Raw genomic sequence first — 13063 nt, 5'->3', positions numbered from 1 at the left:
GAGAGAAAGATGTCTATACATATTGGAGCAAAGTTTGGCGAGATTGCGGATAAGATTTTATTGCCAGGGGATCCCTTACGGGCAACATTCATCGCAGAAAACTTTTTAGAAGATGCAGTGCTGTTCAACGAAATTCGTGGTATGTACGGTTATACTGGAACCTATAAAGGGGAGTGTGTTAGCGTTATGGGAACTGGTATGGGAATGCCGTCCATTTCAATTTATGTACGTGAGTTGATTGTGGATTATGGTGTAAAGCGGTTGATTCGTGTAGGGACAGCAGGTTCACTCAATCCTGATGTGCATGTCCGTGAATTGGTCCTAGCACAAGCAGCAGCAACGAACTCAAATATCATTCGTAACGATTGGCCCATGTACGATTTTCCTCAGATTGCAAGTTTCAATTTGCTGGACAAGGCTTATCATATTGCTAAGGATTTGAAGATGACAACGCATGTCGGCTCTGTCTTGTCAACAGATGTATTTTATTCCAACTTCTTTGAACAAAACGTAAAATTAGGTACTATGGGGGTCCATGCTGTTGAAATGGAAGCTGCAGCACTTTACTACCTTGCTGCGCAGTATGGTGTAGAGGCACTTGGGATTATGACGATTTCTGATAGCTTGGTCAATCCTGATGAGGATACAACAGCAGAAGAACGCCAAACAACGTTTACAGACATGATGAAGGTGGGCTTAGAAACTCTTATTTCAGAATAATATTTTTTGAAATTCAAACTGCCTCAAGATACAAAGCCTGTGAAAAACTCACGGTAAAAATAGGCAGGCGAACAGAAGCTTCTATTCCATATTGCTCGACAGCCTGGGTGTTGATGCCTCAATGAGGCTCACTAGGTTCATTACAAATGAGGTGTAGTGAAGAACCGGCTAGTTACCGCCCATAAAACAAGCAACAGCATTCTAGTCAATGTACACCATAATATTTTTGTCGTTGAGTTTGGGCATGTTTTCATAAGTGCTTCAAACGAATGGTTCAAAATGTCTTACTTTGGTGTTAATAGAATAGAGGAAAAAACAGTCTACTGGACTGTTTTTTATCATGCCAAAGGTAAGAAATTAAAATTTCCGAACCGTTATTGATACAGTTATTTCGTTTATTGCTTCGTTAACTCGTTTAGCCTATTCTAGTACAGCCTGCAGCTCGTTGCCTAGTACTAAAAGCAAACTAAAAGACTATGAAGCAAACTTTGATAGAGGTATGCCTATAGAAAACGCTTTTATCTTTTATAGTCATTTCGTTTATATTTTTATTCCTTCGTTCACTCGTCTTGCTGTACCATTGAGAAAAGTTACACTTTTCTTATCTGTCACTTGAAATAGTTATCAACTATTTCAACTACCTGCGACTCCTTGCCTAGTACTAAAAATAAACGAAACGGCTATAGAAAATAGCAACCATTACAATTCAGATAAGGTATGTGTCATTCTAAAAACTTCTGTGTATCTGTTCGGTTTTTTTAGGTCAGGTTATTGCCTTTTGAGATAAAATATAGTATAATATAATAGAAAGCGTTTCCAAAAAAATTGGAAAACTTGCATATGTATTTCTATCTAAAATGAAAACAGAGGAGTTGACAGAATCATGATTAACTTACAAAATTTTGTACAAACCATGTATGCAAAGCGGATTGAGGATTGCTCGGATCAGGAATTGTACTATGCTTTGCTTGCTTTTACCAAGCAGCGTAGCGAGGCTAAATGTACCAACGATCAAAAGAAAAAGGTTTACTATATTTCAGCTGAGTTTTTGATTGGAAAGCTCTTGTCTAACAATCTCATTAATTTAGGCTTGTATGATGAGGTGAAAGATCAGTTAGCAGAAGCTGGGAAGGACTTGATTACAATTGAAGAAGTGGAAATGGAGCCCTCTCTAGGAAATGGAGGTCTGGGTCGTCTGGCAGCTTGCTTTCTGGATTCCATTGCGAGCCTTGGTTTGAATGGAGATGGTGTCGGTCTTAATTACCATTTTGGTCTGTTCCGTCAGCTATTTCAGTATCACCAGCAGTCAGCTGTGCCGAATGAATGGATCACTCCACGTTCTTGGTTGACAGAATCGCCGATTTCTTATCAAGTACCATTTGCCTACTTTACCTTAACATCAAAACTCTATGATATTGATGTGCCAGGTTATCAGACAGAAAAGAAAAATCGTCTACGCCTTTTTGACTTAGCTTCTGTTGATGACAATATCATTGATGATGGAATTGACTTTGATATGGATGATATTTTCCGTAATCTGACTCTTTTCCTCTATCCTGATGATTCAACGGATCAAGGAAAAATTTTACGGATTTTCCAACAGTATTTCATGGTATCAAATGCTGCACAATTGTTAATTGATGAAGCCGTCGCTAAAGGTTCTAACCTCCACGATTTGGCAGATTATGCTGTTGTGCAAATCAATGATACACATCCGTCGCTTGTTATCCCAGAATTGATTCGTCTTTTGGAACTTCGTGGTATTTCTTTTGATGAGGCGGTAGAGATTGTTAAGAGCATGACAGCTTACACTAACCATACAATCTTGTCTGAAGCCTTGGAAAAATGGCCACTGGACTTCTTGAATAAGGTTGTTCCACATTTGGTACCGTTTATTGAAGAATTGGATCGCCGTGCTAAAATCATTGAGAACAATCCAGCAGTCAACATCATTGACGAACACGGTCGTGTCCACATGGCGCATATGGATATTCACTATGGTTATTCTATCAATGGGGTTGCAGCGCTTCATACTGAGATTTTGAAGACATCAGAGCTCAAGGCTTTCTATGAATTATACCCTGATAAATTTAATAATAAGACCAATGGCATTACCTTCCGTCGCTGGCTTTTACATGCTAATCCACGTTTAGCGCATTATTTGGATGACTTGATTGGCCGTGATTATCATCGCCATGCAGAGGGGTTAGAAGACTTACTTGCGCATAAAGACGATGTGGATTTTAAGCAGAGCTTAGAAAAGATAAAACGCCATAACAAGCGTAAATTGCAACGCCATATTGCCAAAACACAAGGAGTTGAGGTAAATCCAGACTCAATCTTTGATGTGCAGATTAAGCGGATGCACGAATATAAAAGACAACAGATGAATATCTTGTATGTGATTTATAAGTATTTGGACATCAAGGCAGGAAATATCCCAGCACGTCCATTGACTGTTTTCTTCGGTGGAAAAGCAGCGCCAGCCTACACGATTGCTCAGGATATTATTCATTTGATTTTGGTCTTGTCACAAGTGATTCAGCATGATCCTGAAGTCAGCCCACATTTGCAACTGGTCATGATTGAAAATTACAACGTCACTGAGGCAAGTTTCATCATTCCAGCAGCTGATATTTCAGAGCAAATTTCTCTGGCTTCCAAAGAAGCATCTGGGACAGGAAATATGAAATTTATGCTCAATGGTGCCTTGACAATCGGTACAGATGATGGTGCCAATGTAGAAATTCATGAACTAGTTGGTGATGAGAATATCTATATATTTGGTCAAGATAGTCAGACAGTCATTGCTCATTATGTACAGGGGACCTATCATCCATATAGCTTTTATGAGAGAGAAGCCATTCGTCCGCTGATTGATTTTATCACAAGTGACATCGTTCGTCAGGCTGGGGGAATTGATGAGCGCTTGTGGCGATTGCAAGACAATCTTAAACACAGTGACCACTTTATGACCCTGCTTGACTTGGAAGAATACATTGTAACCAAGGAACGGATGTTAGCAGACTATGAAGATCGCGATGCTTGGTTAGAAAAAGTCATTATCAACATTGCTAAAGCTGGGTTCTTCTCAAGTGACCGCACGATTGAGCAATACAATGACGATATTTGGCATTTGGAGAAATAAAAAGGTCCAGTGGACCTTTTTATCTAGCCTACGAGGTCCGATGCCCTTTTTATCCAGCCTACACGGTTCGGTGGACTTTTTTATCTAGCCTACGAGGTTTGGTAGAATTTTTATCCAGCCTACAAGGTCCGATGCCCTTTTTATCTAGCCTACAAGGCCCAGTGGACTTTTTATCTAGTGTCCACTAATTAGAACAGCGTACGGTGTAGCGCTTAGTGTCTATTAATTGGAACATTGTCCAATGCAGTGGTCCTATGTATATCTAAGGGTATCTTATTCTTTATCAGTTGTTTTGTCGCACCAGTGTTCGTTTAAGAAACGAAACGCTGTATTTTTCTACCAACATTAGTATACAAGCGATTGTAAATAGCAGTGTTATATCTTTTTTAGAGAAGGAATCTCTTTTCTTTGTGGTATAATAGCTTCATGATAAAAAGACCGACTTCAGCCTATATTCATATTCCTTTTTGTACTCAGATTTGCTACTACTGTGATTTTTCAAAGGTATTTATTAAGAATCAGCCGGTTGATGAGTATTTAGCAGCTCTTATGGAGGAGGTGCGCTTCTATGACTTACCTCCATTAAAAACGCTCTATATTGGTGGTGGAACACCATCGGCCTTATCTGCAACACAATTAGAGTATTTGTTGACCAATCTGGAACAGCTGCTTGATTTATCACAGGTAGAAGAATTTACCATTGAGGCTAATCCTGGAGATTTGACAGAGGATAAAATTGCTGTTTTACAGAGCTCCAAGTGCAACCGAGTCTCGCTTGGCGTGCAGACTTTTGATGATAGGATGCTTAAAAAAATTGGTCGTTCTCACAATCAAACTCAAATTTATGAAACGATTAGTGCCTTGAAAGCTACTGGCTTCCAGAATATTTCCATCGATTTGATCTATGCTTTGCCTGGTCAAACTATGGAACAGGTCAAAGATAATGTGGCGCGTGCCTTGGCGCTTAATATTCCCCATATGAGCCTTTATAGCTTGATTTTGGAGAACCACACGGTCTTTATGAACCGGCAGCGTCGTGGTCATCTACACCTACCGAACGAAGATGTCGAGTCAGATATGTTCGAATACATCCTACAAGAGTTGGAAAGAAATGGCTTTGAACACTATGAAATTTCTAATTTTACTAAGCCGGGCTTTGAAAGTAAGCACAATCTCATGTATTGGGATAATGAAGAATATTTTGGTCTAGGAGCGGGAGCTTCTGGCTATCTGGGTGGTATGCGTTATCGGAATCGGGGACCTATTCAGCATTATCTAAAATCTATTCGGGAAAAAGGTCATGCGAGACTTCATGAAGAGTATCTATCGCAGACAGAGAAAATGGAAGAAGAAATGTTTTTGGGATTGCGGAAGAAAGCAGGCGTTTCCATTGATAATTTTGAAACAAAATTTGAAACATCCTTTAAAAAATGTTACGGTCAGGTAGTAGCGGAGTTGAAGAATGAAGGTCTTATTCAGGAAGAAAATGGCTTTATCCGAATGACCCAAAAAGGTCTTTTTCTAGGAGATACTGTTGCAGAACGATTTATAGTAGAAGAAGGATAATGGGACTAGGTTATCAAGAAACACTTACTCTGTCATTTGATATGGTAGATGTTAGGCAAGAATTAAAAATTCCTAGCTTTTTAGCCTATTGTCTAGCTTTGTCTAATCGCCAGTCGGAGCTTTTGGGTCGCGGAGAAAAGGAAATATTTGAACAGTATGGGCTCGTTTGGGTAGTGACCGACTACGAAGCGGACATCAGCCATCTACCGCGCTATCAGGAAACGATTACGATTGAGACGGAAGCGAGTTCTTATAATACATTTTTCTGCTATCGGACTTTTCGTATTTATGATGTAAAAGGAAACCTGCTCATCAAGATTTTTGCTTATTTTGTCTTGATTGATTTTGAAACAAGAAAAGTTCGGCCAATTCCAGAGGAATTGATTGCTCCCTATCAAGCTGAAAAAGTAAAAAAAGTGGCGCGGACTCCGAAATATGGTATCCTAGAAGAAGCCACTGAGCAAGAGCGAGAGGTGAGGTATTTTGATATTGATCTCAATGGGCATGTCAATAATAGCAAGTATCTTGAATGGATGTACGAGAGTTTAGATTATGAATTTCTCAGCACTCACCGACCAACTTATTTTCAACTTAAATATATTAAAGAAGTGGTGCCAGAGGCTTTAGTGACGACAAAGGTTGTGCGGAAAGAAGATAGTAGCCAGCATGAGATTTGGTCTAACGGCCAGCTTAATGCCCAAGGAATGATGAAGTGGAGAATACGAGATGACAGCAGAAACTAATTGGCTCAAATGGGCTGTTCGTCTGCAAGCATTGGCGCAGACAGGGCTTGCTTATGGTAAGGATATCTACGACATCGAACGCTTTGAAGAAATCCGCCAGATAGCAGCGGAAATGCTAGTTGAACCGTCAGGCTTTCCTTTGGAGAAAGTGGAGAATTTGTTTTGTAATGAATCAGGCTATCAAACTCCAAAACTAGATACAAGAGCAGCTATTATAGAAGACCAAAAAATTTTGTTAGTTCAGGAAAATGATGGCTTGTGGTCCTTACCTGGTGGTTGGTGCGATGTTGAACAGTCAACCAAGGAAAATACAATCAAGGAAGTGCGTGAAGAAGCAGGACTTAATGTAGAAGTCGTGAGATTGGTAGCGGTTTTGGACAAGGCGAAAAGCAATCCTAGTCGCTCAGCGCATCATGTAACTAAGGTGTTTTATTTATGCCAGTCGCTTGGTGGACAATTTCAAGTCAATTCAGAAACCGTTGCGAGTGCCTATTTTCCCTTGGATGATTTACCAGCACTTGCTTTAGGAAAAAATACAGCAGATCAGATTGCCCTTTGCTTTGAAGCTCATCAAGCTGAGCATTGGGAAACGCGATTTGAATAAGGAGACAAGATGACCTATACAGGATATTTGATTGATTTGGATGGGACAATTTATAAAGGACGAGACCGTATTCCGGCAGGGGAGCGCTTTGTTCATGCCTTGCAGGAGCGCAATCTTCCTTATCTCTTTGTCACCAATAATACAACCCGTCGACCAGAAGTGATTCAGACCATGTTACGGGAAGAGTTCAACATTGAAACTCCGATTGATACCATTTATACAGCCAGTCTTGCAACAGTTGATTACATGAATCAAGTAGGAAAGGCAAAGACAGCCTATGTGATTGGAGAAGAGGGGCTCAAATCTGCTATTTTTGAAGCAGGTTATGTGGAAGAACTAGACAATCCTGCCTATGTTGTGGTAGGACTTGACACCGATTTAACCTATGAAAAATTGACCATTGCAACCTTGGCCATTCAAAAAGGAGCAGTCTTTATTGGTACCAATCCTGATCTGAATATTCCAACCGAGCGCGGCTTATTACCTGGAGCAGGTTCCTTGATTGCCTTGTTGGAGGCAGCAACACGGGAAAAGGTGACCTTTATCGGCAAGCCCCAAGCGATTATAATGGACAATGCTCTTGCTCTTTTGGGAACTGAGAGGGGAGAAACCCTTATGGTTGGTGACAATTATTTGACAGATATTCGGGCAGGGATTGACAATGGCTTTCCAACCCTTCTTGTCTTGACAGGATTTACCAAACCTGAAGAGGTAGGAACCCTCCCAGTATCGCCTACCCATGTACTTAATAACCTAGATGAATGGTGCTTTGATGAAAGCTAAAGGTTCCTTAGTTGCTAGTCTTCTTTTTCTCTTGTCGGCAGCCATTATAGTCACAATCTGCTTGGTTTGGATGTTTTATCCTTTGGAAATTCAGTGGCTGGGTTTAGAAAAAATTGTTTATATGAAAGCTGCAGATATCCGTTATAATTTTAATATCCTTTTGCGTTATCTGACCCTGCCTTGGGAACAGAGGTTATCTATGGCTAATTTTCGTTCCTCAGCAAGTGGCTTACGCCATTTTCAGCAAGTCAAGTGGCTTTTCCACCTTGCTCAGGTCATTTTTCTGATGAGCTTGCCAGGGTTCCTATATTTTTGGAAGAAAATTGTCAAAAAAGGTTACGGTAATTTGTATCAATCTTCCCTTATCACAGCTGCTGCTTTGCCACTCTTGATTGCTATATTTGGAATGAGTGTTGGGTTTGATAGCTTTTTCACCCTCTTTCATCAAGTTCTGTTTGCAGGTGATAGTAGCTGGCTTTTTAATCCTAATACTGATCCGGTTATCTATATTTTGCCCGCGGAATTTTTCCTACATTGTTTCTTGCTTTTCTTTGTCTTATATGAGGGATTGTGTCTCGGTATGATACTGGTTTGCAATTCTAAGAGAAAGATAGGATAAACATAGAAGGAGTCTTATAGCCAGGGTTAGCTGCGGCGTACAATGCTCCAGCTTGGTAAAAAGAGCAGGAAAAGTTTAGCTGTCATGGATATTGCCTGCCTCAACTGTATATGCTAAAGCCCAACCATGTTTATCACAGACCACCTAAGCAGAGTAAGCAAAGCCTCTCCCTTATGAAACCAGACACTCTCAAGGTCAGAGGTTGAGAATTTCTTTTCCTTAACCTTGCTTTTTATGGTAGGCTTTAGCCACTTTTTTTTGTGTTTTTTGCTAAAAAACGATTATTCTATCCACTTGACGGAGGAAAAGATTTTCTGATACAAGTTGGTCTAGGGTGTAGAAGCCAATTTGGTTACGATTATCATCTGGATTTTCCTTGTGAAACATAGAATACCTCACAAACTCTTTTTCTGTTATTATATTCCTAAAACTAAAAATAGACAAAGTTCTTAGAAACTAGTTGCTAAGGACTTTGTCTTCAGTTTGAGAGAATCGATTTATCGATTCTCTTTTTTATGCACGTATTCTATAAAACGGAACATGTTATCTCAGCTCTAGCTGTTTATAATATGACCATTTTGGGGATAGATGCTTCTAGCGGTGAAACTTTTTTTACGTTGGTAAGAGGTAGTGATTTTAAACAATATTGAAATCGAGCTCATGCTCAAAAACATATATATAATTGCCTTTGATATACTAAGTATATCAAAGGTTTGACTATTAGTCAAACCTTATAACTAACAGTTTATATAAAGTTGAAGTCTATTTTCTTTTAGTAATAGATATTGTTCTGAGAAAGATAAGAGCTTTGTTTTATATACTGTGAGTGTTTGTGAAAGAGAGGTGATTAGCTATTCCATAAAACTGCAAGAAACAATTATTTAATTGAAAAATAAAAAAAGGAGGAGAAACAAAAAGTTAGAAGTAAATTTAAAACATGCAAAATGGCAAAAGATATTCATGATAGTTGTTATGAACTTTGCGATTGATACTTATATAATTTTGAAGGAGTTTAGCAATGAATTATCATTATGGAGGAAAAGAAAAGTCTCTTTTAAAAGAGGATAAAAAACAATTTAAATACGGTTTGAAAAAGATTGGAACAAGACTTGTTTCATGTATTATTGGATGCGCAATCATTTTGGGGAGTATCAACAGTGTACAGGCAGAGTCAAGAACAGAAATAGAGCATTCTGATACTGTTCGAAATGTCGCGTCAGCTTCAAACGTATCGGAGTGGAAGCCAGATACTTTTGAAGATGGTAGTGATGCAGTAGTCATTTCAGAAAGTGGGTATTCAAAAATTAGTGCGGTTGGTTGGCAATCTGCCATAGCTGATCCGAACTATACTGAAAATACGGATAATAAATTTGGTTGGTCAGCAAAACCTGGAGGAAATTCAAATTATGCAGATGAACTAATCCGTGTAAAAGGTACTCTAAATGCGGATAAAACCAGTATACACTGGAAAGTAGTTATCAAAGGTACAAATAGTGGTGATTATAAGGGTGTAATGAGAGATTTTTACCGTCCTTATTATCTAATCAGTACTTCACGAGGATTGGGGAAACCTGAGAATTGGAAAGTTTCCAATTCAACCCATCCTTTAACTAGCTATCCCGCTGATTTTGATAAGATGAAGAGTGGCTCTAGAACTACCTATATTGGTTCTCCAACAGAGGTAAGATTTCCAGATGGAGTGACTCGTGAATTTAATATTTTTGGAGTTAATGGCTATCCTGTGAAAGAGTGGGCAGGAGGTTATCGCTTAGGAGTTACTGGTCCAAACCGCGAGGATAGTTCTAATTATAATATAGAAAAATATATGTATTATTCTAGCTACATGTTACAAGATTGGATGTACTCAGCAAGTATACAAGATTCAACTCGTGTTTATGAATTTGATACAAAAATACTACCAAATGAAGTTCACTTTTTAGGAAAAGACACTCCTAATGTTTCCAGTGAATTTGGTAAATGGATGGGCTGGGGTCAAGGTTTTAGAAAGGATGTAGATTTTACTGATAAAGTCTGGATAACAGTAGGTGCGACCTCCCGAGAAGCAACAGGACCTGCTGCTACAAAACCAAATGGTACAGGAATATATAACTTTAGTAAAATTGCTACTATTGATATCTCACGTACAGATGCGGACAAACATGACCCACAAGGTAGAACGCAGACTGTTAATATGGGCGATACGCCAGCCCCCGCCAATTCTCTAGAGTCTGTGCCAGCCGGTAGCCAAGTTAGCTACAAGACCCCTGTTGATACCAGTACCCCAGGCGACCAGTCTACAACAGTTGTCGTGACTTACCCAGATGGCTCCACTGATGAAATCCCCGTAACTATCACTATTGTAGATTCCCGTTCAGACGCAGATAAGCATGCCCCACAAGGTAGAGCGCAGACCGTCACTATGGGCGACACGCCAGATGCAGCTAACTCTCTGGATAATTTACCAGCCGGTAGCCAAGTTAGTTATAAGACTCCTGTTGATACCAGTACCCCAGGCGACCAAGCTACAACGGTTGTTGTGACTTATCCAGATGGCTCCACTGATGAAATTCCTGTGACGATAATCATTGTAGATTCCCGTTCAGACGCAGATAAACATGACCCACAAGGTAGAGTGCAGACCGTCACTATGGGCGACACGCCAGCCCCCGCCAATTCTCTAGAGTCTGTGCCAGCCGGCAGCCAAGTAGCTTACAAGACTCCGGTTGATACCAGTACCCCAGGCGACCAGTCTACAACAGTTGTCGTGACTTACCCAGATGGTTCAACTGATGAAATCCCCGTAACTATCACTATTGTAGATCCCCGTTCAGACGCAGATAAGCATGCCCCACAAGGTAGAGCGCAGATCGTTACTATGGGCGACACGCCAGCCCCCGCCAATTCTCTAGATAGTGTGCCAGCCGGTAGTCAAGTTAGCTACAAGACCCCTGTTGATACCAGCACTCCAGGTGACCAGTCTACAACGGTTGTCGTGACTTACCCAGATGGTTCAACTGATGAAATTCCTGTGACGATAACCATTGTAGATCCCCGTTCAGATGCAGATAAGCATGATCCCCGCGTCACAAAACAAACGGTTAATATGGGTGATACGCCAGATCCATCTCATTTTCTAGATACTGTGCCAGCCGGTAGCCAAGTTAGCTACAAGACCCCAGTTGATACCAGTACCCCAGGCGACCAAGCTACAACAGTTGTCGTGACTTACCCAGATGGTTCAACTGATGAAATCCCTGTAACGATAACCATTGTAGATCCCCGTTCAGATGCAGATAAACACGCCCCACAAGGTAGAGTGCAGACTGTCACTATGGGAGCAGCCCCCGACCCAGCTAGTTCTCTGGATAATTTACCAGCCGGTAGCCAAGTAGCTTACAAGACCCCAGTTGATACCAGTACCCCAGGCGACCAGTCTACAACAGTTGTCGTGACTTACCCAGATGGTTCAACCGATGAAATCCCTGTGACGATAACCATTGTAGATCCCCGTTCGGATGCAGATAAACACGACCCACAAGGTAGAGCACAGACTGTCAATATGGGTGATACGCCAGCCCCCGCCAATTCTCTAGAGTCTGTGCCAGCCGGTAGCCAAGTAGCTTACAAGACTCCGGTTGATACCAGCACTCCAGGTGACCAGGCTACAGTAGTTGTCGTGACTTATCCAGATGGTTCAATTGATGAAATCCCTGTAACTATCACTATTGTAGATTCCCGTTCGGATGCAGATAAGCATGACCCTCGTGTCACGAAACAAACGGTTAATATGGGCGACATCCCAGCCCCAGCCAATTCTTTAGATAGTGTGCCAGCCGGTAGTCAGGTTAGCTATAAGACTCCAGTTGATACCAGTACTCCAGGCGACCATACTACAACGGTTGTCGTGACTTACCCAGATGGTTCAATCGATGAAATCCCTGTGACGATAACCATTGTAGATCCCCGTTCGGATGCAGATAAGCATGACCCTCGTGTCACGAAACAAACGGTTAATATGGGCGATACCCCAGACCCAGCCAATTCTCTAGATACTGTGCCAGCAGGTAGCCAAGTTAGCTACAAGACCCCTGTTGATACCAGTACCCCAGGTGACCAGGCTATAACGGTTGTCGTAACTTACCCAGATGGTTCAACTGATGAAATCCCCGTAACCATTACCATTGTAGATTCTCGTTCAGATGCAGATAAACATGGCCCACAAGGTAGCGCACAGACCGTCACTATGGGAGCAGCCCCCGACCCAGCTAGTTCTCTGGCTAATTTACCAGCCGGCAGCCAAGTTAGCTACAAGACCCCTGTTGATACCAGTATCCCAGGTGACAAGGTTACAACGGTTGTCGTGACTTACCCAGATGGCTCCACTGATGAAATCCCCGTAACCATTACTATTGTAGATTCCCGTTCAGACGCAGATAAACACGACCCACAAGGTAGAGTGCAGGCCGTCACTATGGGAGCTGTCCCAGTCCCCGCTAACTCTCTGGCTAATCTACCAGTCGGTAGCCAAGTTAGTTACAAAACCCCTGTTGATACCGGTATCCCAGGTGACCAGGCTACAACGGTTGTCGTGACTTACCCAGATGGTTCAACTGATGAAATCCCCGTAACCATTACCATTGTAGATCCCCGTTCTGATAGGGAAAAACATGCCTCACGTGGTACTGCTCAAGTACGGAAATTGCCACAAACAGGTGATTTAATGAGCCCATTAGGAGTGTTAGGAATGTTACTAGTTGGTATAAGTGCTTTTCTTACCTTGGTACATAAAGTACGCGACAATACCCAAAAACGAAGTAAATGTTAACCTTGTAAAGTAACAATGAGGGAGTGATAATAAATACCTCCCTTATTGTTATAGT

9 protein-coding genes and 1 pseudogene are annotated in these 13063 nt (G+C 41.2%); 9 read left to right on the top strand and 1 reads right to left on the bottom strand.

What is annotated here, in order from left to right; genetic code table 11:
* The first annotated feature begins 9 nt into the window (after window positions 1–9).
* From deoD to E4T79_RS00820, 8 genes are all read left to right on the top strand, one after another.
* Window positions 10–720: a purine-nucleoside phosphorylase gene (deoD, locus tag E4T79_RS00850; protein WP_135026848.1), complete on the top strand. Its 711-nt coding sequence runs from the start codon at window positions 10–12 to the stop codon at window positions 718–720.
* A 156-nt stretch (window positions 721–876) separates the two neighbouring features.
* Entirely contained in the window at window positions 877–1101 is a 225-nt protein-coding gene (locus E4T79_RS10925; RefSeq protein WP_167752589.1) for a hypothetical protein, read from the top strand.
* Between the two features lie 502 nt (window positions 1102–1603).
* The gene (locus E4T79_RS00845; RefSeq protein ID WP_135026847.1) at window positions 1604–3868 is read left to right on the top strand and encodes a glycogen/starch/alpha-glucan phosphorylase; all 2265 of its coding nucleotides are present in this window, start codon (window positions 1604–1606) and stop codon (window positions 3866–3868) included.
* A gap of 426 nt (window positions 3869–4294) precedes the next feature.
* The gene (gene hemW / locus E4T79_RS00840; RefSeq protein WP_135026846.1) at window positions 4295–5434 is read left to right on the top strand and encodes a radical SAM family heme chaperone HemW; all 1140 of its coding nucleotides are present in this window, start codon (window positions 4295–4297) and stop codon (window positions 5432–5434) included.
* Window positions 5434–6177, top strand: coding sequence for an acyl-ACP thioesterase domain-containing protein (locus E4T79_RS00835; protein WP_135026845.1), 744 nt, complete (start codon window positions 5434–5436; stop codon window positions 6175–6177). The genes hemW and E4T79_RS00835 overlap by 1 nt, the downstream gene beginning before the upstream one ends.
* Window positions 6161–6781, top strand: coding sequence for an NUDIX hydrolase (locus E4T79_RS00830; RefSeq protein ID WP_135026844.1), 621 nt, complete (start codon window positions 6161–6163; stop codon window positions 6779–6781). The genes E4T79_RS00835 and E4T79_RS00830 overlap by 17 nt, the downstream gene beginning before the upstream one ends.
* A 9-nt stretch (window positions 6782–6790) precedes the next feature.
* Window positions 6791–7564, top strand: a complete 774-nt coding sequence (locus E4T79_RS00825) for a TIGR01457 family HAD-type hydrolase (RefSeq protein WP_135026843.1) — start codon at window positions 6791–6793, stop codon at window positions 7562–7564.
* Window positions 7554–8183 (top strand): TIGR01906 family membrane protein, encoded by a 630-nt coding sequence (locus E4T79_RS00820; RefSeq protein WP_135026842.1) that lies wholly within the window; start codon window positions 7554–7556, stop codon window positions 8181–8183. The genes E4T79_RS00825 and E4T79_RS00820 overlap by 11 nt, the downstream gene beginning before the upstream one ends.
* Before the next feature lies 1 nt (window position 8184).
* Here E4T79_RS00820 and E4T79_RS00815 read toward each other — a convergent pair.
* Window positions 8185–8452: pseudogene (locus E4T79_RS00815) on the bottom strand (IS5/IS1182 family transposase); the annotation flags it as partial.
* Between the two features lie 749 nt (window positions 8453–9201).
* Here E4T79_RS00815 and E4T79_RS11405 point away from each other — a divergent pair.
* Window positions 9202–13008 carry a Rib/alpha-like domain-containing protein gene (locus tag E4T79_RS11405; protein WP_135026841.1) on the top strand — a complete coding sequence of 1269 codons (3807 nt, stop codon included), beginning with the start codon at window positions 9202–9204 and terminating at the stop codon, window positions 13006–13008.
* The last annotated feature ends 55 nt before the right edge of the window (window positions 13009–13063 follow it).

Source organism: Streptococcus sp. LYSM12 (assembly GCF_004569635.1).
GTDB lineage: Bacteria > Bacillota > Bacilli > Lactobacillales > Streptococcaceae > Streptococcus.
This window is presented reverse-complemented; position numbering and strand designations above follow the sequence as displayed.

Excerpts from the sequence above, each read along its gene's own strand:
- deoD (WP_135026848.1), top strand. The coding sequence starts at position 10 with ATGTCTATACATATTGGAGCAAAGTTTGGCGAGATTGCGGATAAGATT.
- E4T79_RS00845 (WP_135026847.1), top strand. The coding sequence starts at position 1,604 with ATGATTAACTTACAAAATTTTGTACAAACCATGTATGCAAAGCGGATT.
- hemW (WP_135026846.1), top strand. The coding sequence starts at position 4,295 with ATGATAAAAAGACCGACTTCAGCCTATATTCATATTCCTTTTTGTACT.
- E4T79_RS00835 (WP_135026845.1), top strand. The coding sequence starts at position 5,434 with ATGGGACTAGGTTATCAAGAAACACTTACTCTGTCATTTGATATGGTA.
- E4T79_RS00830 (WP_135026844.1), top strand. The coding sequence starts at position 6,161 with ATGACAGCAGAAACTAATTGGCTCAAATGGGCTGTTCGTCTGCAAGCA.
- E4T79_RS00825 (WP_135026843.1), top strand. The coding sequence starts at position 6,791 with ATGACCTATACAGGATATTTGATTGATTTGGATGGGACAATTTATAAA.
- E4T79_RS00820 (WP_135026842.1), top strand. The coding sequence starts at position 7,554 with ATGAAAGCTAAAGGTTCCTTAGTTGCTAGTCTTCTTTTTCTCTTGTCG.
- E4T79_RS11405 (WP_135026841.1), top strand. The coding sequence starts at position 9,202 with ATGAATTATCATTATGGAGGAAAAGAAAAGTCTCTTTTAAAAGAGGAT.